Source organism: Thioalkalivibrio thiocyanoxidans ARh2, assembly GCF_000385215.1.
Taxonomy (GTDB): Bacteria; Pseudomonadota; Gammaproteobacteria; order Ectothiorhodospirales; family Ectothiorhodospiraceae; genus Thioalkalivibrio; species Thioalkalivibrio thiocyanoxidans.
This window is the reverse complement of record NZ_ARQK01000048.1, coordinates 24,991-49,510: the sequence shown is the minus strand read 5'-3', so window position 1 is coordinate 49,510 and position 24,520 is coordinate 24,991. Positions and strand designations below refer to the sequence as shown.

At 63.3% G+C, this 24,520-nt stretch carries 22 protein-coding genes and 1 tRNA gene; 15 read left to right on the top strand and 8 right to left on the bottom strand.

Features of this window, described 5'->3' with window-relative positions; all coding sequences use genetic code 11:
* The first annotated feature begins 1 nt into the window (after position 1).
* From G372_RS0106465 to G372_RS0106445, 5 genes are all read left to right on the top strand, one after another.
* A complete protein-coding gene (locus tag G372_RS0106465; RefSeq protein ID WP_018863996.1) occupies positions 2-1,225 on the top strand; it encodes a GNAT family N-acetyltransferase in 1,224 nt (407 codons plus the stop codon).
* 135 nt (positions 1,226-1,360) lie between these two features.
* Positions 1,361-2,116 (top strand): leucyl/phenylalanyl-tRNA--protein transferase, encoded by a 756-nt coding sequence (gene aat, locus G372_RS0106460; RefSeq protein WP_018863997.1) that lies wholly within the window; start codon positions 1,361-1,363, stop codon positions 2,114-2,116.
* Between the two features lie 284 nt (positions 2,117-2,400).
* Positions 2,401-3,075: a transglycosylase SLT domain-containing protein gene (locus G372_RS0106455; protein ID WP_019623377.1), complete on the top strand. Its 675-nt coding sequence runs from the start codon at positions 2,401-2,403 to the stop codon at positions 3,073-3,075.
* A gap of 234 nt (positions 3,076-3,309) precedes the next feature.
* Entirely contained in the window at positions 3,310-3,810 is a 501-nt protein-coding gene (gene gloA / locus G372_RS0106450) for a lactoylglutathione lyase (protein ID WP_019623378.1), read from the top strand.
* Between the two features lie 162 nt (positions 3,811-3,972).
* Entirely contained in the window at positions 3,973-5,856 is a 1,884-nt protein-coding gene (locus G372_RS0106445; protein WP_018864000.1) for a DEAD/DEAH box helicase, read from the top strand.
* 49 nt (positions 5,857-5,905) lie between these two features.
* On the opposite strand, the gene G372_RS0106440 is transcribed toward G372_RS0106445, so the two are convergent.
* Both G372_RS0106440 and G372_RS0106435 read right to left on the bottom strand, forming a co-directional pair.
* Positions 5,906-6,667, bottom strand: a complete 762-nt coding sequence (locus G372_RS0106440) for a TIGR01458 family HAD-type hydrolase (RefSeq protein ID WP_019623379.1) — start codon at positions 6,665-6,667, stop codon at positions 5,906-5,908.
* A 114-nt stretch (positions 6,668-6,781) separates the two neighbouring features.
* A complete protein-coding gene (locus tag G372_RS0106435; RefSeq protein ID WP_019623380.1) occupies positions 6,782-7,402 on the bottom strand; it encodes a methyltransferase domain-containing protein in 621 nt (206 codons plus the stop codon).
* 345 nt (positions 7,403-7,747) lie between these two features.
* On the opposite strand from G372_RS0106435, the gene G372_RS0106430 reads away from it, so the two are divergent.
* Together G372_RS0106430 and G372_RS0106425 are read left to right on the top strand one after the other, a co-directional pair.
* Entirely contained in the window at positions 7,748-8,455 is a 708-nt protein-coding gene (locus G372_RS0106430) for an MBL fold metallo-hydrolase (protein ID WP_026278967.1), read from the top strand.
* A 65-nt stretch (positions 8,456-8,520) separates the two neighbouring features.
* Positions 8,521-8,597, top strand: a tRNA-Arg gene (locus G372_RS0106425).
* Positions 8,598-8,808: 211 nt separating this feature from the next.
* Here G372_RS0106425 and G372_RS0106420 read toward each other — a convergent pair.
* A complete protein-coding gene (locus G372_RS0106420) occupies positions 8,809-9,054 on the bottom strand; it encodes a helix-turn-helix domain-containing protein (protein ID WP_018649427.1) in 246 nt (81 codons plus the stop codon).
* A gap of 119 nt (positions 9,055-9,173) precedes the next feature.
* Here G372_RS0106420 and G372_RS0106415 point away from each other — a divergent pair, with 119 nt between their 5' ends.
* Genes G372_RS0106415 through G372_RS0106405 form a run of 3 tightly spaced genes read left to right on the top strand, consistent with a single transcriptional unit; the run spans position 9,174 to position 11,584 of the window.
* Positions 9,174-9,407: a hypothetical protein gene (locus G372_RS0106415; RefSeq protein WP_018174062.1), complete on the top strand. Its 234-nt coding sequence runs from the start codon at positions 9,174-9,176 to the stop codon at positions 9,405-9,407.
* Complete coding sequence (locus G372_RS0106410; protein WP_018649426.1) at positions 9,400-10,617, top strand: site-specific integrase; 1,218 nt, start codon at positions 9,400-9,402, stop codon at positions 10,615-10,617. The genes G372_RS0106415 and G372_RS0106410 overlap by 8 nt, the downstream gene beginning before the upstream one ends.
* Positions 10,607-11,584 (top strand): TraI domain-containing protein, encoded by a 978-nt coding sequence (locus tag G372_RS0106405; RefSeq protein WP_018864004.1) that lies wholly within the window; start codon positions 10,607-10,609, stop codon positions 11,582-11,584. Before G372_RS0106410 ends, G372_RS0106405 begins: the two co-directional genes overlap by 11 nt.
* Before the next feature lie 580 nt (positions 11,585-12,164).
* Here G372_RS0106405 and G372_RS0106400 read toward each other — a convergent pair.
* Positions 12,165-13,115: a LysR family transcriptional regulator gene (locus G372_RS0106400; RefSeq protein ID WP_018862965.1), complete on the bottom strand. Its 951-nt coding sequence runs from the start codon at positions 13,113-13,115 to the stop codon at positions 12,165-12,167.
* Positions 13,116-13,227: 112 nt separating this feature from the next.
* Here G372_RS0106400 and G372_RS0106395 point away from each other — a divergent pair, with 112 nt between their 5' ends.
* The 4 genes from G372_RS0106395 (at position 13,228) to G372_RS0106380 (ending at position 15,779) form a co-directional block, all read left to right on the top strand.
* Entirely contained in the window at positions 13,228-13,695 is a 468-nt protein-coding gene (locus G372_RS0106395) for a DoxX family protein (protein WP_018649422.1), read from the top strand.
* Positions 13,696-13,804: 109 nt separating this feature from the next.
* Positions 13,805-14,584: an acetoin reductase gene (locus tag G372_RS0106390; protein WP_018649421.1), complete on the top strand. Its 780-nt coding sequence runs from the start codon at positions 13,805-13,807 to the stop codon at positions 14,582-14,584.
* A gap of 107 nt (positions 14,585-14,691) precedes the next feature.
* On the top strand, positions 14,692-15,282 hold the full coding sequence (locus G372_RS0106385) for an NADPH-dependent FMN reductase (RefSeq protein ID WP_018649420.1): 591 nt from the start codon (positions 14,692-14,694) through the stop codon (positions 15,280-15,282).
* The gene (locus G372_RS0106380) at positions 15,264-15,779 is read left to right on the top strand and encodes a VOC family protein (protein ID WP_018649419.1); all 516 of its coding nucleotides are present in this window, start codon (positions 15,264-15,266) and stop codon (positions 15,777-15,779) included. Before G372_RS0106385 ends, G372_RS0106380 begins: the two co-directional genes overlap by 19 nt.
* A gap of 514 nt (positions 15,780-16,293) precedes the next feature.
* Here the strand turns inward: G372_RS0106380 and G372_RS13520 are convergent.
* Positions 16,294-17,502 (bottom strand): hypothetical protein, encoded by a 1,209-nt coding sequence (locus G372_RS13520; RefSeq protein ID WP_231362409.1) that lies wholly within the window; start codon positions 17,500-17,502, stop codon positions 16,294-16,296.
* 1,392 nt (positions 17,503-18,894) lie between these two features.
* Here G372_RS13520 and G372_RS13915 point away from each other — a divergent pair.
* Complete coding sequence (locus G372_RS13915; RefSeq protein ID WP_231362410.1) at positions 18,895-19,392, top strand: c-type cytochrome; 498 nt, start codon at positions 18,895-18,897, stop codon at positions 19,390-19,392.
* 45 nt (positions 19,393-19,437) lie between these two features.
* On the opposite strand, the gene G372_RS0106360 is transcribed toward G372_RS13915, so the two are convergent.
* From G372_RS0106360 to G372_RS14570, 3 genes are all read right to left on the bottom strand, one after another.
* Entirely contained in the window at positions 19,438-20,838 is a 1,401-nt protein-coding gene (locus tag G372_RS0106360; protein WP_019623382.1) for a sigma-54-dependent transcriptional regulator, read from the bottom strand.
* Complete coding sequence (locus G372_RS0106355) at positions 20,828-23,884, bottom strand: ATP-binding protein (RefSeq protein WP_231362411.1); 3,057 nt, start codon at positions 23,882-23,884, stop codon at positions 20,828-20,830. Before G372_RS0106355 ends, G372_RS0106360 begins: the two co-directional genes overlap by 11 nt.
* 92 nt (positions 23,885-23,976) lie before the next feature.
* A complete protein-coding gene (locus tag G372_RS14570) occupies positions 23,977-24,519 on the bottom strand; it encodes a hypothetical protein (protein WP_018649413.1) in 543 nt (180 codons plus the stop codon).
* Between the last annotated feature and the right edge of the window lies 1 nt (position 24,520).

The window sequence follows — 24,520 nt, the reverse complement described above, 5'->3', positions numbered from 1 at the left end:
CGTGAGCGCCGAGGGCGATACCCGGACGACCCCGCCGGAAGAGCCGGCCGAACGCATCGAGCTGCGCGACGGCCTGGCCGATGTGGACCCGGCCGCCTGGGACGCCCTGACCGGCGGCACCGAGCCGTTTCTGCGCCATGCCTTCCTGGAGGGCCTGGAGCGCCACGGTTGCCTGGGGCGGCAGTTTGGCTGGTTCCCGCAGCATGTGCTGATCTTCCGCGACGAGCAGCTGGTCGCGGCCGCGCCCGCCTACGCCAAGACCAACAACTACGGCGAGTTCGTGTTCGACTTCGCCTGGGAGAGCGCGTGGAACCGCCACGGGCTCAACTACTATCCCAAGCTGGTCGTCTCCGTACCCTACACGCCGGCCACCGGGCCACGCCTGCTGGTGCACCCGGAGGCACCGGACTTCGATCACCTGCGCACCCTGCTGGTGCGCGCACTGGTCACCCGCGGGCGCGAGCTGAATGCCTCGGGCGTGAACATCCTGTTCCCGAACGCGGACGACCTCGACGTGACCCGCGAGATGGGGCTGGCCGAGCGCATGGGCTGCCAGTACCACTGGAGCAACGCCGACTACGCCAGCTTCGACGACTTCCTGGCCGCGCTCAGCTCGAAAAAGCGCAAGAACATCAAGCGCGAACGCCGCCGCGTCACCGAGGCCGGCATCGAGTTCCGCACGCTGACCGGGGCCACCGGATCGCCCGAGGACTGGGCGCGCTTCCACCGCTTCTACGTCGACACCTTCGAGAAGCACATGGGCATCCCGACGCTGTCGGAGGCCTTTTTCGTGGAGACGGCGGCGGCACTGGGCGATCAGGTCGTGCTGTTCGAGGCAAGACGCCCAGGCGAGGCCGGGGACGACGAGACCATCGCCGCGGCCCTTTGCTATCGCAGCCACGACACCCTGTACGGGCGCTTCTGGGGCTGCACCGAGGAGATGGCCGACCTGCACTTCGAGACCTGCTACTACCAGGGCATCGAGTTCTGCATCCGCGAGGGCCTGGCCCGCTTCGAGCCCGGCGCCCAGGGCGAGCACAAGATCCCGCGCGGCTTCCTGCCCACGCCCACCTACTCCGCCCACATGATCCTGACCGAGGGCTTCGACCAACCCGTGCGCGACTTCTGCGAACGCGAGGCCCAGCTGATGCGCACCCAGTGCGAACGCCTGCACGAACACTCGCCCTACCGGCAGGTCCAACCCGACGATGCACCCCAGAGCTGACCGACGCACGCCTGTGGGAGCGGGCTCGCCCGCGAAGCCCCTGCCCGCGCTGGAGCCCGCCACCGAACATTCGCCTGCAAGCAGGCTCCCACGGAACACGGGCCTCCCATCGGGTGCGCCAACAGGGGGCACCCCATGACCGGCGGCCCGCAGATCACCCTGCCCTGGCTGGACCCGGAGCACCCGGAGGCGCCGTTCCCGGACCCGGCGCATGCCCTGCGCGATCCGAATGGCCTGCTCGCGGCCGGCGGCGATCTTTCCGTGCCGCGGCTGCTGAATGCCTATCGCTCCGGCGTATTCCCCTGGTTCGAGGCCGGGCAGCCGATCCTGTGGTGGAGCCCGGACCCGCGCGCGGTGCTGGAGCCGGGCCAGTTCCGGATGCACCGCAGTCTGAAAAAGGCGATCCGCAATCGCGGCTATACGGTCAGCTTCGATCGCGCCTTCGAGGCCGTGATCCAGGGCTGCGCCGGGCCCCGCGAGTATGCCGAGGGGACCTGGATCACCGCGAGCATGCAGCAGGCCTACATCGCCATGCACCGCACGGGCCACGCGCATTCGGTGGAGGTCTGGGACGGCCCGCGCCTGATCGGCGGGCTCTATGGCGTGACCGTGGGCCGCCTGTTCTGCGGCGAGTCGATGTTCTCGCGCGAGCGCGACGCCTCCAAGATCGCGCTGGCCTGGCTGTGCCGCCACCTCGTCGCCTGGGGCTGGCCCCTGGTGGACGTGCAGATGGAGACCGAGCACCTGCGCAACCTCGGCGCCATCAACCTCCCCCGGCGCGAGTTCATCGCACGCATCCGCGAGATCGCGCACGCGCCCGAGGCACCGGGGCCCTGGCGCGTCGATCCCGGCCTGAGCCCGCTCGACCCTGACTGGAACACCGCCCCGTAGCACGGGCGTCGCAAGTGCACCTTATGGGAGCGGCCTGTGGGAGCGGGCTTGCTTGTGGCAGGGCCCTGTGGGAGCGGGCTTGCCCGCGAATGCCTTTTGCCAAGGTCCGACGCGGGCAGGGGCTTCGCGGGCAAGCCCGCTCCCACAGACCTCTCCCACAGACCTCTCCCACAAGCAAACCCACTCCCAGAGCCCTGCCACACAACCCCCTCACCACCCGCCCTTTGCAGCGACCGGGGGTGCTTTATACTCCCGGCCACTGGGGGACCGAACGGGAGATTCGGGTGGGCAAGGCAGATCAGGGGGAATGGCGGGCCATGGCGCTCAACGGGCTACGAGTGGGCCTGCTGCTGGCGCTGGCCGCGATCACGGCGGGGTGTGCGACGCTGGCGCCATCGCCGCCGTCGGACCAGAGCAATATCTGCGAGATCTTCCGCGAGCAGCCGCGCTGGTACGACTACGCCCGCGACTCCGAACGCGAATGGGGCACCCCCATCGCCACCCAGATGTCGTTCATCCAGCAGGAGTCCTCGTTCCGCAGCCATGTGCGCCCGGACCGCGAGCGGTTGCTCGGGGTCATCCCGTGGCGCCGGCCCTCCTCTGCCTATGGCTATGCGCAGGCGCAGGACCCGGTCTGGGGCGAATACCGCGAGGATGCCGGCAGCATGATGGCGCGACGCACGCACATGAAGCACGCGACCGACTTTATCGGCTGGTACAACGTCCGCACGCAGCGCATTACCGGCGTCTCGTTGCACAACCCCGAGCACCTGTATCTGGCCTACCACGAGGGCCAGGGCGGCTATAACCGCGGCAGTTACCGCAGCAAGCCGCAGGTCCAGGCAGCCGCGCGTCAGGTCGCGCAACGGGCCAGCCGCTACGAATCCCAGCTGCAGGGCTGCGAGTCCGAGTTCCGCTGCCGCCGCTTCTACCAGTTCGGGCCGTTCTGCCGACAGTAGCCGTAGCCGTAGCCGAACGGAACGCGCTCAACCCCCGTCATCGCGAGCCAAGCGAAGCGATCTCCCAACGCAGGAACCGATGCTGGGGCTGACTCGGCAGACTGCCGCGTCGGCTGCGCCTCCTCGCAGTGACGGGGGATCGCGGACGACGCGATGGTGATACTTGAGGGAACCTTGGCCCCTGTGTTCCAGTCTTCCGGGACAGCCCCCCTTTTGCCGAGACAAGGACGCACCATGAGCGACAATCCCACCGCAGGCTTTCGCTTAAACCACACCATGCTGCGCGTGAAGGATCCGCAGAAGGCGCTGGACTTCTACCAGCGAGTGTTCGGCATGCAGCTGGTCAAGACACTGGACTTCCCGGAGTTCGAGTTCACGCTCTACTTCCTGGCGCAGCTCGGCGAGGACGAACCGCACCCGCCCAAGGATGGCGGCGAGGCCACCCGCTGGATGTTCAGCCAGCGCGGCATCCTGGAGCTGACCTACAACTACGGCACGGAGAAGGACGCCGACTTCCACTACCACGACGGCAACGAGGAGCCGCAGGGCTTCGGCCATATCTGTTTCTCGGTACCCGATCTGGATTCGGCCGTGCGCTGGTTGGACGAGAACAATGTCGAGTTCGTGAAGCGCCCGGACGAGGGCGGGCTGAAGGACATCGCCTTCGTGAAGGACGTGGACGGCTACTGGATCGAGATCCTGGAGCCGGCGCGGCTGACCGGGCTGGGGCGATAGCAGGCCCAAACCTGCCGCGACACACTCGTTTGCGCGCGGGCGCTATTTTTTGTTGCGTAGGCGCAGACATATTTCGTGCCGCAATTCGTGTATGATGCGCGCTGAGTAGATTCATCCGATTTTCGCCGGGCCTTTGTTCCGGCCCGCCCGAGTACCTCCAGCATGTCCGAATCCCCCTCCTTCGCCGAACTCGGTCTGTCCGAGTCGTTGGCCCGTGCCCTGTTGCAACTGGGCTTTACCACCCCGACCCCGGTCCAGGCCGCGTGTATCCCCGCCCTGCTGGCCGGCGACGACGTGCTGGGCGAGGCCCAGACCGGCACCGGCAAGACCGGCGCCTTCGGCCTGCCGCTGATCGACTCGGTCGATCCGGCGCAACGTCGCGTGCAGGCGCTGATCCTGGCGCCGACCCGCGAGTTGGCCGGCCAGGTCGCCACCGCCCTGGAGGGCTTCGCGGCCAGTATCGACGGGCTCGAGATCCTGCCGGTCTACGGCGGCCAGCCGATGGGCGTGCAGATCCGCGGCCTGCGCGATGGTGCACAGGTCGTGGTCGGCACGCCCGGCCGTGTGGTCGACCACATCAAGCGCGGCACGCTGACACTGGATGCGCTGCGCATGGTGGTGCTGGACGAGGCCGACGAGATGCTGCGCATGGGCTTTGTCGAGGAGATCGAGTGGATCCTCGAACAGACCCCGGCCGAGCGCCAGACCACGCTGTTCTCCGCGACCATGCCGGCGCCGATTCGCCGTATCGCGCACCGCCACATGCGCGAGCCGCAGGAGATCCGCATTGGCGCGGGCAACGAGGCCGGCACCGACATCGACCAGAGCTACTGCCTGGTCGACCAGCGCCACAAGACCGAGGCCCTGGGCCGGATGATCGAGGTGGAGCCGGAACTGGACGCGGCGATCGTTTTTGCCCGTACCAAGGCCGCGACCGCCGAGATCGCCGAGGCCCTGAACGCCCAGGGCGTGCAGTCCTCCCCGCTCAATGGCGACATGGAACAGGGCGAGCGCGAGCGCGTGGTCGCCGATCTGCGTGATGGGCGTCTGGACGTGATCGTGGCCACCGACGTGGCCGCCCGCGGCATCGATGTCCCGCGCATCACCCATGTCTTCAACTACGACGCCCCGGGCGATGCCGAGGTGTACGTGCACCGCATCGGCCGTACCGGCCGCGCAGGGCGCAAGGGCCGCGCGATCCTGTTCCTGGAGCCGCGCAAGCGGCGCATGCTGCGCGATATCGAGCGCCTGACCGGCAAGCCCGTGCGCGAGCAGAAGGTCCCGGATCGCGCCGCCGTGATCGCCCGCCGCGAGGAGCGCCTGGCCGAGCGTCTGCAGGCCGAGCTGACCGGCGAAGCATCGCCGCAGCTCGACGCCCTGCTGGACCGGCTGCTGGCCAACGGCCAGATGGGCGAACGCGATCTCGCCCGCGCGCTGCTCGCCCTGGCGACCCAGGGCACGCCGCTGGATGGCACGCCCAATGCGCACGATCCCGTGACGGCGGCCGCCAGCCGTCCCGAGCGTGACAGTCATCGTGCGGATCGCAACCGTGACCGCGCCCCCCGCCCCAGCCGCGGCAAGGACCGCGGGCCGGAAGCGGACATGGTGCGCTACTACATGCCGGTCGGGCGTAACCACGGCATCGCCCCCGGCGCGATTGTCGGGGCCCTGGCCAACGAGGGTGGCCTGAACGGCCGCGACATCGGCCGGATCGGCCTGCAGGACGACCACAGCCACGTGGACCTTCCGGCCGCGCTGGACGAGGCCGCGGTGCGCCGCCTGGGCAATATCCATGTCGCCAACCGGCGCCTGGAGATGGGTCGCTCCGTCCCGACTCGCGACTCGCGTGCGACCGAGCGCCACGCCCCGGCTGCGCGCAAGCCCCACGGCCCCGGCAAGCCGGCCGCCAAGCGGCGTGGCCCGGCCCCGGCCAACGGCAAGCGCCCGGCCTATGCGGCCGCCGGAAAGCCGCGCAAGGCGCCGGGCCGCAAGGCCGCCGCCAGCCGCGGTGACGGCACCCTGTCGGTCAAGCGCCGCTCGGCCTGATCCCCGCCAGGACCCGTGCGCCGGTCAACAACGGCCGGCGCGCGATTGCTTAACTCAGTAGCGCATCCACGATGTCGGCCAGGCTATCCGCCAGACCGGCACCGGGGTGTTGTGCCCGCTGTTCGTCGCCGTCCTGATACTTGCCGGTGCGCACCAGACAGGCCGCCAGACCCGCGGCGCGCGCGCCGTCCACGTCCCCCGATACATCGTCGCCCACCATCAGCACCTGCTCCGGTGGCAGATCCAGGTCCGCGATCGCCGCGTGGAACAGCCGGGCATCCGGCTTGCCGAAGTTCTCGGCCTCCAGATCGGCCGCATACTCCAGTGCGCGTACGAACGGGCCGATATCCAGCGACAGGCCATCCGCCTCGCGAAAATACCGGTTGGTCCCCATCACCCATAGCGGCGCGCCCTCCATCAGCACGCGAAACGCACGGTTGAGCACCGCGTAGTCGAACGCGGCGCCCATATCCCCCAGCACGACCACATCAGCGTCGCCCGTGGGCACACCCTCGAACTCGGGTTCCAGCGCCGGGTGCACCAGCAGCAGCGGGGTGCGTGACTCGGCCTCGAGCCGCTCGCGGATGGCGGAGGGGGCCGTCGTCAGCTGCGCGGACTCGAACGCGAAACCGAGGCCGGCCAGCTTGTCGATAATGGCCGCGCGTGGCTGGCGCGTGGTGTTGGTGATCAGCCGGATCGGGAGCCCGGCGGCCTGCGCCCGCTGCACCGCCTCGATGGCGCCGGGAAGGGCCTCGTCGCCCACGTACAGCACGCCGGAGAGGTCCAGCAACAGCGCGCGGACCTGCTCCATTCCCTCCGGCATAGAGTTAAGCATGAGTATCCCCCTTGCCGCGGTACGTCACGCGGTATCCGGCCGGAATCCGTGTGCCCCGGCCCGGGGCACGGGTGCGCCCCTTCACCCGATTCAACGCCGAATCAGGCGATGAAGCAACTCGAACTTGCCGTTGGTGTGTTCGGTCCGCCCGGCGTCGTTGCGCCACTCCCAGCGACTGCCCGGGAACAGCGCCCGCATATCGGCCATCTCGCAGTGAAACGGCGGCCCGCCCTCGCGCCCGGTCTGCATGAAGCACGCGAACAGCTCGCCGCCCGGGCGCAGCCAGTCATGCAGCTGCTGCTCGTAGGCGGGCCACTGCTCGGGCGGGATCGCGCACAGGGAGGTCTGCTCGTAGACGCCATCCACCGGCGTCTCCGGCTGCCATGCCAGCATGTCGGCCTGGACGACCTCGGCCGCGAGTCCCTCGCGCCCCAGCTGTTCGCGCAGCTGGCGCACCGGGGTGGGCGCCACATCCAGACCGATCGGGTAATACCCGAGGCGCGCGAGGGCCGGGACCTCGTGCCCGAAGCCGCAACCCGGCACCACGATCCGCGCGCCTGGCGCCAGGTCGGTGATCGCCAGCCAGGCCTCCAGCGACGGGCTGGGGCCACCGCGATCCCAGCGCGTGGATCCCTCCTGATAGCGGGACTCCCAGTCGGCCTCCGCATCCAGGACAGCGTTAACGGCGGACGACTCTTCGGAATTTTGCATCTCTCTCCTTCCCTGCGGACGATGGAACCTCTATGGGAGGCGCTGATCCAATCGCACCTTCGCGTTGGTACCCAGGTTTTCCCAGACCAGAGGCGTCGTACAGCGTTAGAGATTCTACCGCGCACGCGGCCCAACGCAGGATCAGGGAACCTGGGCACCAACCCCGCGGGGCTCGGCCGCCTTTGCGCGCGCACGGCGTTGCGGCTCCCTTGTGCAGAATGACTGCACGGCAGTCACCGCGCCTTGTTCGCACGCAAAAGCGACTCGAGCGCGAAGGCGCGATTGGACCAGCGCCTCCCAGATGATCGACCCTACCAACATGAAAACGACTCAATGGAGACGCCGATGGACCGCAACGACCTGCCCTACCGCATCCACCGCCAGGAACTCGGGCCAATGGAGAACTTTGTCTACCTGATCGAGGACCTGGCCAGCCGCCGCGCGGCCGTGGTGGACCCGGCCTGGGAGCCGGACGCGATCCTCGGCCAGGCGCGCGAACAGGATGTGACCATCTCCGACATCCTGCTGACCCACAGCCACCACGACCACATCAACGGCGTCGAGGCGATCCTGGAGCAGTACCCGAATGCCCGATTGCATATTCTCAAGCCCGAGGCCGAGTTCTGGGGCAAGGAGCTGGAACGCCCGGAACTCCACCACGGCGGCGACACGATGAAGCTGGGCGATACCGAAATCCGCTTCCTGCACACGCCCGGCCACACCCCGGGCTCCGCCTGCTTCCACATGCCGGCCGGCGACGACCTGATCACCGGGGACACGCTGTTCGTGTTCGGCTGCGGCCGCTGCGACCTGTCCGGGGGCGACCCGGAGCAGATGTTCCATACCCTGAACGGGCTGCGCGAGGGACTGCCGCCGCATACCTGCATCCACCCGGGGCACAACTACGCGGAGGAGGCCGAATCCACCCTGGCGGAACAGGATGAGGGCAACCCGTTCCTGCACTTCCACGACAAGGACGAATTCGTCCACTACCGCATGCACGAACACGACCGGGTGCGCTCCACGCCCTACCATCCCATCCCGCGCGGCTGAGCCAAATGCCTCATGGCGCTTGCATCCCTCGGGACCAATCGCGATAATGCGCGCCTTCAGTCGATGCGCCCGTAGCTCAGCTGGATAGAGTACCTGGCTACGAACCAGGTGGTCGGAGGTTCGAATCCTTCCGGGCGCGCCATATTCCAGAGAAAGGGATCAGTGACTTACAGTCGCTGGTCCTTTTTTCGTTTTGGGGCAGGTCGCGTCCCGTGACACTCTCGTGCCACTTCTGTGACAAACCCGTAATACGCAGTTTGGCTACTCGTGCCCTACGAGTACCTAGCTTCGTGACTCATTCCGTACCTTGTGGCTCGTAAGAAGCCCTCCGAGCGCATCCCAGCGGCCTGTCCTCAGGAGCGGTGCGACGCATCTCCTTCGTCAACAAACTCAACCAGTTCTTCGATGCGGCATCTGAAGTACTTGCACAGGCGGTCCAGTGTATCCGTACCGACGTTATAGCCTTTGTTGTTGGCGATCTTCGAAAGCGTAACGCGGTGGACCCCTGCCTCCTCAGCAATTTCCTTGAAGGTCACCACCCGTCCCTCTTGATACTCCTTCTCCGCTACGAGCTCTTTCAGCTTGATGCGTATAGCCATGACGCCCGAGCACTCCATTTGTAGTTGACACGCTACATCGATTGTGTACGATCGACATTGTGTGAAGCGCACACGCTACACACGAAACGAATGGACTTCATCGATAAGAGGGACGATACATGAGCTACACGTACCTGACCACAGAAGGTCTCGCCGAACGGATCCACTACGACACGCGCACGATCCGTGAACGCCTCAAGGACAGCGTCCTCATTGAGGGAATTCACTACTTCCGGCCATTCGGCGGTCGCAAGATCCTTTTCATCTGGGAAACGATCGAACGCGACATGATGGATACGGACGGCGGGGTGCCCGCCATCCCCATGGCCAGCGGGGGAGCGTGTCATGGCTAGAGTGCGAGCCAGAAAAGACACCGGGAAGCTCTACTTCGACTTCTTCTACAAGCACGTCCGGTGCCGCGAGTGCACAACACTAGATGACACCGCAGCCAACCGGCGAAACATGGAGAAAGTCGCAAAGAAGATCGAAGCCGAGATCACTCTTGGCACCTTCGAGTACAGCCGGTACTTCCCGAACAGTAGCCGAGCAGCCAAGTTCGCTACGGAGGCAGCAGCACCCACTGCCACCGACGTAATCGACCAACCAGGGAGCACTCCACTGTTCCGTGATTTCGCCGAACAGTGGCTGCAAGAAAACGAGGTCGCCTGGCGCTTCAAGACGCTGGAGACCAACCGCGGCTCCCTGCGACGGCACCTGTTGCCCTACTTCGGTGATCAAAGGGTCAGCGACATCAGCAAAGCGGACATCCTTGCCTTCCGGTCCGAGCTCGCCAAAGTTCCAGGCCGGAAAGGCAACGCGACCCTGTCCCCAAAGACCATCAATCACACCCTCGGGGTGCTCTCGATGGTCCTGGCCGAAGCCGCTGACCGCTTCCAGTTTACGTTCCCGATGAGCAATCTAAAACGGCTCAAGCAACCTCGGAAGGAGATCATGCCATTCACGTGGGAGGAAACGCAGCAGATCATCAATACGGTCCGAGACGACTACCGCGACTACTTCATCGTGCGACTTTTCACCGGACTGAGAACCGGGGAAGTGCACGGCTTGAAGTGGAAGTACGTGGACTTCGAGAAGGGCCAGATTCTGATTCGCGAGACATACAACCAGGGACGCACGGAATACACCAAGAACGACGGCTCACAGCGTGAGGTGGCCATGTCTTCCGTGGTCGCTGATGCCCTGCAGCGACAGTTCCGAGCCACTGGCAAACAGGAATACGTCTTCGTCACGAAGGCCGGCCGGCCACTGGACACGAAAAACGTCACTCAGCGCGTCTGGTACCCCTTACTACGCCATCTCGGGCTTGAGCCTCGCCAGCCCTACCAGTGCCGGCATACCGCCGCCACGCTTTGGTTGGCGTCTGGAGAGAACCCGGAGTGGATCGCCAGGCAACTGGGCCATACCACGACCGAGATGTTGTTCCGCGTGTATTCGCGCTACGTCCCAAACCTGACACGCCAGGATGGTTCCGCCATGGATCGTCTCCTGCGTTCTCTTCAAGGCAACGCCGAAGAGCACACGGAGGTGCGCAATGAAGGCTAACGACGTTCAAGAACTGCAGCGACTGGTCGGGATGGATGACATCGCACGCCATGAGCCTGTCATCTTCGCCGCACGGGTCGAGATCCAGTGCGAAGGCCGCGCGCCTAGCGGAGAACCCTACTACCGACTTCGGATCTACGATTCGACCGGTTATTTCACGGCCTTCGCGAGGATTCGAGACTGGGAGGGCCATCCCTTGGGAGGAGGTCAATTTCGATCCCTGGCCCTCCACACCATCGAAACAGAGCGCGGACATCGGCACGTTGTGGCTTATCCAGAGGTCGGGTCGGCACTGCCCGACAAGGGGCCACTGGATCTTCTCCCTGTCCACCACGCACCCGAGTCCGGCAGCCTGCAGCGCCTGGTCAATGTGGTCGAGAACCTTTCTATCGAGTCCTACCGAGAATTTGTCCGTGAGGCACTCTCGGATCAGGAATTCGCTATCCAGTACCTCACGCTCCCGGCATCCAAGCGATGCCACCATGCCAAGACGGGCGGGCTGATCGCCCACAGCCTCGAGCTGGCCGAAGCGGTAAATGCGGTGGGTCGGGCCATGGCATTGCCGACGCTTCAGACGGAAGCCGGCATACTCCTGGCCCTGATGCATGACATTGGCAAGATCGTCCTTGCTTCGGAAGTCGCCGAACGGGTACCCACTCGCTCTCATGAAGAGCTCATCGAATATGCTCTTCAGGAACCGCTGCTTTCCTCAAAGCAAATGGACGCAGACGCCTATCACACGCTGTGGGCACTCATCGTCGCCTACCGCAACGGCGACAGCTATTCAGCACCAATGGCAACGGTTGTGCGAGGCCTGGATGGCTGCAGCGCACAAACGGATGCGACCGTGCATGGCTCATCTCAGGCGCGGGTCCATCGGTATTGGCAATCTCCCTGCGGCGGTCGCAAAGTCTGGGTTCCGCCCCTCTTCAACCACGACACCCGTCGCCGCGCCGAATCACGTTAACAACTGGACCCCAGATACCCCTACTCCATCCATGCGGGGATCTGGGGCCTCTCCTGGCCTCCATCGACTTGGTTGGCCAATCCACCGCTAAGCCGCTACCAGGTCTTCGCGGACTGCACGGCGCAGCCAATGTGGGCAACGGCATCGGAAACCGCGCCGGTTCAACCTGCTCGCATGCAATACGGGAAGGTCACCCCAACATAACGACCCATTAATAAACATTTCGGCGTCTCGACGCGGATCCCGGGGAGCCTAGGGAGCCGCAGAAAAAGCCAGTGATTCCGCGGCGCAGGGTTGTGCTACCCATGGATCGATCGCGCCAGTGACTAATCCATGGAGCATGCCGCGGACATGCGCCTCGGCGCAGCGCCCTGAAACGTGCGATTCACTTTTTCGAAGTAAGCCGGTACTCGTGTTTTGCCTTCTCGCCCCCGGGCGCAATACGCAAGAATTGCCCTGATCGTTTTTCTTTTCGGAGGGGGTCATACGCGCACGGCCTAGTATTGGCTGTTGTGACAAGATCAGACTTCTTCCTCACAATCTTTCGGGTAGAACAAGGCTGTGACAAAAATTCGATCCGTCAAGCGCCGCGGCCGCCAAGGCGGTTCAACTCCTCGTGTACGAACTCCTTGAACACACGCACACGGGCCGGTGCATGACGGCCCGCAACGGTGATGGCGTAAAGCTGGGCACTGGCCACCGTCCAGTCCGGTAGCACCGCCTGTAGCCGATTGTCTTCCAGTGCGGGAGTGGCCACCAGGCCGGGCATTGGCCCGATGCCGCCGCCGGCGAGCACCACGCGAGAAGCGCTGGCCAGCTCGCTGGTCTGGACGGCGGGCCTGAGCGCGACGCGCTCGACCCGGCCGCGCCGGGTCAGCGTCATGGCAGCCGTACTCATCAGGTCCCGGGCGACGACCAGATCATGGGACGACAGATCCCCGGGCACTTGGGGTTCGCCACGCTCGCCGAGATACGCCGGGGTGGCATACAGGCGCACGTCCAGGTTCACCAGTGGAATCGCGCGATACTCCATGTCCGGGAGATCGCTGCTCGCTCGCAGGGCGATATCGATCCGGTGCGAGGTGAGATCCAGGGCGCTGCTGGTCAGGAGCAGCTCCACCGTGATCTGCGGGTATTGCCTGCGGAAGCCGGTGATGATTGGCGGCAGGAGATCCACACCCAGGTCCGCCGGCGCGGTCACCCGCAGATGACCCTGTGGCAGTGAGCGTGCCTCGCTGGCCGCCTCCGCGGCATCGCCCAGTAGAGATAGGGCGTCCCGCGCCTTGGCGTGAAAGGCGAGCCCTTCCTCCGTGGCGCTCACCGCCCTGGGGCGGCGGGCCAACAATGTGGTGGAGAGCCGCCCCTCGAGGCGGGTAACGCGCCGGCTGATCGCGCCCTTGGTCTCGCCCAGCCTGCCGGCGGCGGCCGAGATGCTGCCGAGTTCCACGACGGTGCAAAACGCGCGGATGTCGTCGAGCGAGCCGCCAAGCTCCTGCGGATCTGCTACGCCCGCCCGCTTTTGCGTTTCCATTTTGTCAACCATAAGTTCCGAGTTTACAGACTTACAACTATTCGACAACCAAGGCAGGATGGTCCCCGTGGTCGCAACGGAAACGACCGGTTCAACAACAGGAGACATTCCCATGGCAACGACAACTTCCAATCCATCACTTTTCCGGGCGCTGCAGGGGCCCGCGGCCCTGGACAGCCTGGCGCCGCTGGCCTGGCCGCTGGTGCGTATCACCGCCGGGCTGCTGCTCATCCCCCACGGCGCCCAGAAGCTGTTTGGCTGGTTCGGAGGCCACGGCCTCACGGGAACGGCTGAATACTTCGGCGGCACCCTGGGCTTTGAGCCGGGGCTGCTGTTTGCGCTGGCGGCCGGGATTATCGAGGTCTTCGGCGGGCTATTGCTGGCCCTTGGGCTGCTCACTCGGCCGGTGGCGCTGGTGGTCGCGGCATTCCTGGCGGTGACGATAACCGTGCACTGGTCCAGCGGGTTCTTCTGGACCGAGGGCGGCTTCGAGTTTCCCCTGATGTGGACCTTGGTGGCGCTGGCGATCTTCTTCCGCGGCGGCGGCCGGTGGTCGCTGGATGCGGCGCTGCGGCGGTAAATCCCGGGCCCGTGTGGCAACCGCGATCAGCCGGCGCCCACATCCAACGGTAATCAGTAGCCGAAAGTTTCACTGCAATAGAGCATTCAATTTGAAGAGGAACATGGACATGAGCATCAACGACAAAGTCGCTTTGATAACGGGCGCGGGACAGGGTATCGGCCGGGCAATCGCGCTGCGCCTGGCCAACGACGGTGCGGATATCGCCATCGTGGATATGAATGAGGAAAAGATGCAGGCCGTTGCGGAAGTGGCGCGGGCGCTTGGTCGTAACGCCACGACCTTCAAGGCGGATGTGTCAAAGCGCGACGAGGTTTACGCGGCAGTCGATCACGCCGAAAAGGCGCTCGGCGGCTTCGATGTGATCGTCAACAATGCCGGGATCGCAAGCATCCAGGCAATCGCTGATCTTACGCCCGAGGAAGCCGAGAAAGTCTTCAAGGTGAACGTCGAGGGTGTCTTGTGGGGCATTCAGGCTGCCGCCGCGAAGTTCAAGCAGCGTGGCCGGAAGGGCAAGATCATCAGCGCTTCGTCGATCGCCGGTCACGAAGGCTTTCCGCTACTGGGCGCCTATTCGGCAACGAAATTTGCCGTGCGTGCCCTGACGCAGGCCGCGGCCAAAGAGTTTGCCGGAGATGGTATCACCGTGAACGCATACTGCCCCGGCGTGGTGGGCACCGACATGTGGGTCGAGATTGACCGCCGCATGGCCGAAATCACGGGCGCGAAGATCGGTGAGAACTACGACAAGTTTGTCGGCGGCATTGCATTGGGCCGTGCGCAGACGCCTGAAGACGTGGCCGCCTTCGTCGCTTACCTCGCTGGGCCCGATTCTGACTACATGACCGGCCAGGCTCCCATCATCGACGGGGGCCTTGTCTACCGGTGAGCATGATCGTGCGCTCTTGAGCAGGGAGTTGGAAAAAGGCTATGCAGCACCCTGGGATGCGAGACCGCTCGTCATGATTTTTAACGAAATCAGTGAAGGAGAGAACAATGCCCAAGATTGCCATTGTAATTGGAAGCACCCGCCCGGGCCGCGCCGGCGAGTCCGTCGCGCACTGGGTCTACGATATCGCCACCCGGCGGACCGACGCGGAGTTCGCGCTCGTGGACATCGCGGATTTCAACTTGCCGATGCTCGATGAGCCGGTGCCGCCGTCGATGGGGCAGTACTCGCAGCCCCATACCAAGGCATGGGCGGACACGGTTGCGTCCTTCGACGGTTATGTCTTTGTGACGCCGGAGTACAACCATGGCCCTCCGGGCGCCCTCAAGAACGCGCTCGATTTCGTGTTTGGCGAATGGAACAACAAGGCGGCGGGCTTCGTCGGATACGGCGCCGCGGGTGGCGTGCGGGCGGTGGAGCAACTGCGATTGGTGGCCAGCGCGCTGCACGTGGCGCACGTGCGGAATCAGGTCGAGTTATCGCTCTTCACCGATTTCGAGGATATGACTGTGTGCAAGCCGCATCCCAGGAACGAGGAATCGCTTAATGGGATGCTGGACCAGCTAGTGCCATGGAGCGTGGCCATGAAAGCGCTCCGGGAAGGCACGAAGGAGCAACGATGGGAACGCACAGCGTGAATTCACCGGATTTCGGTCCCATTGAGGCCGGGACGCGGATCGGCCACGTGCATCTTAAAGTGGCCGACCTGCAACGCGCGCTGGATTTCTACTGCGGCGTCCTCGGCTTCGAACTGACCCAGCGCTATGGCTCCCAGGCGGCCTTCATGGCAGCGGGCGACTATCACCACCATATTGCGCTGAATACATGGGAGAGCGCGGGAGGCTCCCCGCCACCGGCCGGGACGACCGGGCTTTATCACCTCGCCATCCTCTATCCGACGCGTGCGGCTCTTGCCAATGCCTTGCGGCGCGTGCGGGCCGCCGGGATACCACTGGACGGGGCCAGCGACCATGGCGTCAGCGAAGCCTTGTACCTGCGCGATCCCGACCAGAACGGGGTGGAACTTTACTGGGACCGTCCCCGCGAAGCGTGGCCCCGGAACCAGGAGGGCGACCTGGCCATGGTCACCCGGCGGCTCGATGTGGAAGGCCTGCTTAGCGAACCGGGACTGTAATTGTCGAGCAGTTGCTGACCGCGGTGGACGGTCGACACTGGCGACCAGCGTCCCCGTTCGTATTTTCCTTTGCTTCGGCGTCGGCGATCGCGCCGCTTAGTCGTTTGGCGGAGTACACCGACTCCCGCGGAGGACAGAATCACGATTGTCGAGGGGTCTGACTCCCATGACTCTCTGTCAGTTGCGGATTTCGGGAGGTCCGGAACGAAGGTCGCCCGGGCGTGATCAGGCGAGGAAGGCAATGGATTTTACGAGGGCTTGGCCGTGAGCGCCGGGCTGGAGGCCCAGCCGGTCGGTAAATAGCTGCGTCAACTCCGCCATCAACGTCTGCCCGTCGTCCTGTCGGCAGACGGCAACGACGCACCAAGAAGGAGGGCGCCCTCTTCTTCCGATTCGATCCACGACCTGACCGAACCGGACGATGGGAGCGGCGAGAACGGTTTGCCTCACGCGGTCCACGGGTGAGCCGCATGGACGCGCCGCATTACACCGCCGTCGAGAGCTCGTGCCGCGGTCACGGCCAATTCGCCTCTATGGATTCGCACTGGGCGATGCCGCGCACTGACAGGGTCACGCGCCAGCGTTGTACCCTTAACAAGGGGTCGCCCGGAACCGTGCACACCGCGAGCAATGTATAGATGTGCTGCCGCTCGATATTATGCACCTGAACCCCGTCCTGCATCCCTTCATCGATCGTCTCGGAAAACAACTGGTTCTGCCCACCTTCGATCAGTTTGCACAGGGGTTCCAGGTCCAGCCCCAGCACCTCCTGGACATGTCCCTGCCCCAGCGCCTCCGGCTCCAGAATCAATCGTGTCCTGTAGAGGACCGTCTGCATATCTTCACCGAGCTGCCCCCTCCCCGCGTTGCGCTTGACATTGCTTGGGAGGCGCGCCGGAGGCAAGTAATCGAACCAGGTGAGTTGAGTACCCATCCCCTCGCCGGTAAGAGGTTTCAGAATTCGCGTCTTGGCGAGAGGTTTTCCCTTGCGAATCCATCCCGTGATCCGGTTGACCATTTCGTCATGAAGATAATCCCGTAGCGCGTGGACCAGAGCGATCATGATCAGTAGCGTGATGGTCAGCCTGTGTACGGCCCTTATCGTGTGGAATATGAGTACGGTGAAAAGGGTCATGATCACCATCGTATAGAGCGCCTTCACAGCCCTGTACGTGGCACGCCACAAGTCGGTGGTTCGGGTCTTTGCGACAACCGAGTATTGCAGCAACTTGTGGTACATCGCCATCCGGTTCCACACTTGCGTCGGCGAACCTCGGAAATCCGCCAAATACCCCTGCCGCGCTCTGTATTGGCGCTCCGCATCTAGATAGGCCCGGACCCGTTCGCGGTAGGGTTGACCGACATCGCCAACCTGCACCTTGCTCGCGCACTCCAGGAAGAACTGTTCCGCGTACCACGAGAAATAGATGTCCATTCTTCTGAAGTATGACAGCTGCGCCTTGCTCTCAGGGGGAGACTGTCGCAGTCTGCGCGCAAGGTTTTCGCTGAGCTTCAGTGCGCGCCTCACAATCTCCTCGGGATTGTCGCTGTTCTCGAATCGCTGACGAAGTTGATCCATGGACGCCTGGTAACGCGACAGCCAGGTGCCACATAGCATTTCGTAATACGGCGACAGCAGAGAAATTGATGCATCCTCTAGGCTCGCCTTGTCCTCGGCAGGCAGGCCTAGCAGTCGAAAACCGTGATGCCAGCGCTCCGGCAACGCTCTCGTCCCACCGAGGGCGCGTTCGAGAGACCCTTGGTCATGAGGCGTCAACAGGTAAAGCGTAACCTCATGCTCGCCCACCTTCTTCAGGGCTCGCTCAAGCTGGATGCCAAACTTTCCCTTACGTCTCAACGTGAACAACGAACAAGCCCTCGCGACGCCGGTGTGCCCCACGGTAGCGCAGCACCTACCCTTGAGCCATCCGTACAGCCCCCTAATCGGGGACTCGGATGTACGGCATGTCGTAGCGGCGCCCCGTTAACCGGGCCTCCACCGGTTCCGCAGCCCGCTTGCCCGCAAGGCCTCTTCCCAGCGGCGACGGCAATCTGGCAGTTGCGGCGCGAAGACCGTTGCCATCCGACTCTACGGAATCGGCCCGTGCCTCGCCGCCACTATCCAAGAATGGAAGGTTCACCCCACGACCCTTTGCCAACCCATCCTGCCCGGATGCTCCGGCGCCTCCTTCCTACAACGGATCAGGATCCATGACAGATCGAACAACCCTTCCCGCGAACGAGGACGCGCACAGACCTGTGTCTGTCACGGTCATCTTCCGGAAGTTCCTTGCATTTCCAAGTCGACATAGCCTAGCTCGCACACAACATGATCACTCCGACGGAGGCGTCGGCTTCCGCAGATCCGAAATGGCCATCATGCCGGACGCATGAACGCGTCCGGTTCACGTCGGGCAAATGGCGTCTTCGAGGACAGAATGAGAAAAGGACTTGCAAGGCATGTGTTACGCGTACCGGCCCAAGAAGGTTCGCGGGCGATGCGCAGGCGCCGAGTCGATTAACAGGCCATTACATCCAACCAGTCCAAGGTCCGCGAAACAAGAAGGTCACCACCTGTGCCTGCTCATCGGCCGCATACGACCCGGTCCAGATACGTAATCTGGCGGAGGCTGCCATATCAAAAACCCCACACCATGGCTATGCCGTTTGCACACCTAGATCAGCATGACCTGCCGCGTGCCCGTCCTTGGTCGGCCACTCGCCCCCGATCGGGATTCGCGGCGTCTGCATCTGCGTTGACCGAACAGGGAGGAGCGGTCTGCGCTGCCAGACCTATAAGGTTGAACACTCGCCTGCCCCCGGTACGTTCTGGCAGCCGTCGTTTCGAACTGAACCATCCCGTTCCAAATCCAACCGGCGTGAAACGTGGATGCCATGCACACTGCATCCGCAGGCAGGCAGCTATCAATTGCTTTAGAGCCGTTTGACGGTATTTGTAACGCCACTCCAATGACTTGGCCCCGCTCTTGCTTTGGCTCTATCGGGATAGCCAGATGGTGAACGTGACCTCCAGTCTCATTCTGCACCTGGCGTCCCTTGAGTTGCCTGCACTCGCTTTGTTGCGGGCACGCGAGAACGCCTTAGGAGGATTACGATGATTCGAAACCAATTGAAGTCGTGTGTCACCGCCACCACCCTCTCCGCCGCGCTCCTCATGGCTGGATCCGCAATCGCTCATCCGCCCCACGGTCATGGCAGTGGATGGGAGGTCCCGGAGTCGGAAATCCAGCGTGAAAACCCGATTCCACCCAACGAACATTCGATCGTTCGCGGTCAGTCGCTGTACACGGAACACTGCTTGCGTTGCCACGGCGCAAAACTCCTCGGCGATGGGCCCGACGGCACAGAACTTGATCCTCCCCCCGCGAATCTGATCGAACACGCGCCGCACCATACCGACGGTGACTTCGCATACCGCATCCGGAATGGACGTGGTCCAATGCCTGCCTTCTCAGAGGTCTTAGACGAGCAGGACATCTGGCACTTGGTGAACTTCTTGAAGGACGAGGCTCGCAACGCTTCCCTCGCCGGCTCGGGCGGTCATCCAAACCGTCACAACGAAGACTCGGCTCCGCATGGCGGCCCGCACTAGGTCACCATGTGCCACGCCCGCCGAGGCCGCGCCACGCCTACTCCATCAGCGTGAAGCTGGGTCACGCCCAATATTGTACTGGCGCATCTTGCGCCAGAGCGTGGTGCGGCCGATTCCGAGGGACTTGGCCGCAGCGGTGAGATTCCAGCGGCAGCGCTCGATGCTTTCCTCAATAATCTGACGCTCATGCCCTGCGAGACTGCCATCCGTCGGCACCGCCTTCTCGCGAACCACTGCTGTTTCCTCACCCTGCTCTAACGGTGTGCGAACAGACCGTTGTGGCTGTTGGAGCGCCTCGGGAAGATCAGCGACCGCAATTAGGTGCCCCCGACAGACCGCTGCTGCCCACTCCAAGGCGTTTTCCAATTCGCGCACATTACCTGGATACTCCGCATTGCACAGCACCGACATAGCCTCGTCGGTTACCGCAACACCGTGTGAACCATCCCCGGCAAGACGGGCCAGGATGCCTCGTGCCAGCACAGGAATATCCTCCCTTCGTTCACGCAAGGGCGGTACCTGTAGCCGGGCGACATTCAGCCGGTAAAACAGATCTTCCCGGAACACGTCACGTGCGACCTCTTCTTCGAGATCCGCGTTCGTCGCCGCAATCACGCGCACATCCACCGCCTGAGGAGTGTTGCTGCCCACACGGCGAATCTCACGATCCTGCAATGCACCGAGAAGCTTTGCCTGCATATTTGCCGGCAACGTTCCGATTTCATCAAGAAACAGCGTGCCGTTATGAGCCTCTTCGAACAGCCCCCTTCGCGCCTGAGTTGCTCCGGTGAACGCGCCTTTCGCATGCCCGAACAGCTCGCTTTCCAGCAGCGGCTCAGGCAAGGCCGCACAGTTGACGGACACGAACGGCCCTGCGGATAGCTGGCTGTGATGGTGGATGGCCCGCGCAATGCAACTCTTACCGGTTCCCGTCTCCCCAGTAATCAAAACCGTCAGGTTTGTAGGCGCCACCTTTCGAATCCGTTCCAGTACCTCACACATCGCGGGGCTCTCTGCCACCAGCGCGCCCAGCCCAGAATTACAGGTCTCCTCGTTGCCCGGTTCATGCGCCTCGCTAAGCGATCGGCCCTCGAGTATTTTGCGCACCTTCCAAAGGATCTCTTCGTTCCTCGCCGGCTTGGTGATGTAGTCCGTGGCACCAAGTTTCATCGCCTCGACCGCCGTGTCGATACTGCCGAACGCAGTCATCACGAGAACCTCCGCCCCTGGAGATCGCCGTTTAACCTCTCGCACCACGTCCAACCCGGACATGCCATCCATGCGCAGATCAGTAAGCACCAAGTCGACGGGGCGCTCCTCGAATCGATCCATTGCCTGCTCCCCACTCTCCGCGACGCTCACCCTAAAGCCCTCTTTGGAGAGCAAGAACTCCAGCGTCCGGCGAACGCCCCGCTCATCGTCCACGATCAGCACGCTACCCGTCATAGCTAACCTCCTTCGGCATTGCAGGGGAACGGGGCAGCGGCAGACAGAACGCTACCCGTGTCCCATTGCCGGGCTCACTCTCCAAGTCTACTGTACCGCCCCAGTTCGAAACGATCCGGTGCACGATCACCAGCCCCAACCCCACGCCATCCGGCTTGGTGGTCTCGAATGGCTCGAATACCCGGTTGCGCATCTCGTGCGGGATCCCCGGACCCGAGTCTAAAATCTCGAACCACACCTGCTCCGCTTCCAGCCTCACCCGCAACAACACTGCGCCCTTGCCCTGGGTCGCGGCCGCAGCATTGTCTAGTAGATTGGCCAGGACTTGCTGGATCTCGGCCGCTTCGCCGGTCAAATCTGGCAGGTCCTCCGGGAGCTCTTTTTCTACGACCAGATCGGGAAAGCGAACCGACGCCATCCTCACGATCTGGTCAATCAACGGGCCCAGTTCGAAACACTGCTCGCGGGCCCGCGCCGGGCGGGCGAAATCGAGCGTGTCGGACACTAGATGATTAAGGCGGTTCACTTCGGACTCCATCAATTCAAGCAATTCTCGCCGCTCGGAACCGTCCAGCTGCTCCGATTGCAGCAGCCCCACCGCGCTAGTGACGGTACCCAGGGGATTCCGAATCTCGTGCGAAAGCGAGGCCGCCATTTCACCCAGCGACGCAAGCCGCTCTGATTCCACCAGACTTTGCTGTGCGTTATCGAGCGCGACGAACGCCTGTTTCAGGTCCTTTATTAGTACTGCGGTTTCGATTGCCAATCCTGCCTGCTGCGCGAACAGCATCGTCCGCTCGACAAAGTCACGCTCCCCCCCATTCATCGACACCGGAAGCATCATGTATCCCAGCATGTGTCCGCGTACGTTGAAGGGAGCAATCAATATCGGCGCGTTGTTATCCAGTTCCTCCTCAATGCCATCGAGACCCAGATCTTCGAGGCTACCGGGTGTGAGGCACACGGGAGCGCCACTACCTGCGACTGCTTCGTGGGCACGACGACCGACCCGCAATGCACGCTCGAAGCGCCGCAGATCGTTCGGCCCTTCATGCCGCGCCACGCACCCATGGAGACACTCCGTATCGTCGTCGATGAGGCACACTAATGCAGGGGAACAGTTCAGTAGTTTGACTGCCCCACAACAGACCACATCAACCACCGCATCCAGATCCCGCGCAGCGATCATCGACATCATCGTTTCACCAAGCCCGGTTCGAAACTCTGCGGAGCACTGGCTTTCACGAAAGAGGCGCCCATGATGAATGGCAAACCCGGCCTGCCCTGCTAGCGCCCGTGCAAGCGCCAGCTCGTCCCTCCCCAACGGTGACCCCGCGTCAAGGAGGAGGCCAATACACCCGATCACTTGCCCATCGGCGATGAGCGGTATGTACAGCGCCTCGTTGATCTCTCCCTCATCGACCGCTGCCTGAATGGCGGTTTCCGGAAAGTGTTCGGGTCCGTCTTCCTGCAAAGCCAGATGGAACGAACGTCGCTCACGCACGCAAGTCATTAACATCGGATGGCTCGTTACCGAACAAGTGGCGCCACGAAACCTCGGTCGCTCATCGCGTGCATATTCAGCAACGACAGTCGCCCGACTCTCGTCTTCCGATAACAGATACGCCAGGGCGTACCGCGCTTCTAGCACTTCCGACTCATGCTGAAGCAAGCTGTCGAGGATCCGGTCGAGGTCGATGCTGGAGGTCACCGCGCGCAGCGTCTCGTACATCCCCTTCAGGTGACGATGGCGCTTAGCCAGCTCCTCATGCAGCCTTGCCCGCTCCATTGCGACTGCGGCCTGGTTAGCAAATACCTGAAGCCGCACCGAGTCTTCTTCCGTGGGGGTGTAGTCCGAATCGTAATCAACCTGAATGCTGCCAAGAACGCGCTCTCGGCCCACCAGTGGCTGTACCAGCCTCCGGCTCTGGTCAGTGAAGTTTGGCTCCGCACGCTGCGCATCATGCCCCAAGGATTGGCCCGGCATGCCACGCTCAGCGACGGGCAGGATCTCGACGTCGGCCACGCCCGGCAAACGCCGGGCCGCCCTTAAGATCGAGTGCAGCACGCTCTCGGTATCGAGAGACTGACTGATGTCTTGCAAAATAGCGGCGTGCGCCGCGAGCATCTGGTTGTCGTTCTGGATTCTGCGATTGCTGTCCTCAATCGACTGCATCGCACCGAGCAGGCGCTGATGGTAGATCTCCAACTGCCGAAAGCCCTTCACGAATTCAATCGCAAGCATCACGATCAGCACTGCCACTACGCCAACGCGCACTCCGTGCCAGATCCACCAGTTCACATCCCAAAGCATGGAGTAGGGAAACATGAACTCGCTTTGGGCAAGGAGCAGCGACACAACCGAGAACACAAGGAACAAAGTCTCGCGTGACCGCAAGAACTCAGCAAGAAAGGCGCCCCCCACGAGCACAAACAACACCCCGGCCGCGAGATTCATGGCCACTGCCGCCTGAGAAAATCCCCCGTTGACCAGCATCACGTGGAGGTACTCAGCGAACTGTATCGACAGGAACGCCACCAGCACCGTGCCTATGACCACCGCGGCAAGTGGAGTCGCCGACGCGGGACGGAACCACTCGATTCGCCCGACCAACAGGGACAATCCCAAGAGCAGTGCCCCGGACAGCGCCGACAAAGAGTGAAACCATACGAAGAGAACCGACCCCGGGGAGGCAACAGCGTGGGCCAGAGCGAGTATGCCCATCGTCACAAACGCATAGGCCATGAACGCAAGCCGTGCATTACTGTACCGACGGCCTTCCTGAAACAAGATGAAGGCAACGACCAGTGACAAGAACCCGTAGAAGAGTTCAAGCACGAAGTGTGCCCCGGCGTTGTGGTGCAGGTCCGCTGAAACGGGCGCCACCAGATGCTGCATAATCATGGCGAGCGGAGGCACAAGCACGACCAGCGAAGCAATGCCAAGCTGACCCGCCGGCATACCGCGTTCTGGACCGCCCAAGGGCGTACGTGCCTTGTCAATCAGTCCGTTCCCGGACTTGAATGTCGTTTGGCCCTGATTCAACCGACCCTCCTGCTAACCACCCGCTCACCGCGCCTATCCCAGGCGAAGCGAATACCGGTTAGCACTGGCAACGGCTTTGGCGCGGACGGTACTCAGCTTGTGCCCTCGGCAGACACACGCACGGGCCGCCGTATCCGCTGAAATTGATCCGTGGCGTCGTCGTGATAGCGTAGTTCCAGTGTACCCCACCCCGTGGGACCGTCGACTCTAAAGCCGAACCGTTCCCGAACCGACTCTCCTGGCTCGATCGCGAGCTCATTCCGCGATACTGCACGCAGCCATGCACGGTCGAACCCCAACTCCTCAAGTGTAGCCCGCAAGTTCGTGTGCTCCGGTGAGGCTCCTGAATCCTCCACGACCGGGCTGACGTGGCGGATAAACGAACCATACCCGCTTGGGTCTCGTCCCTCTGGGATGAGCCGGACGCCATTAAGAAGGACATGCACCGCCCGAGTACCGTGGTTTTCTAAAGTCACAGTGACGAAGAGCAAGCCATCGCCTTCGCCCTCCCCTTCGCCTAGAAATACTTCCCGGGCCGTCTCCACCTGCACGTCAAGCGGGTCGCCACCCTGCCCGCAGCCGGCCAGACTAGCCCCGGCCATCACCATCACCGTCGCCGCGAACCTCCGAATCACG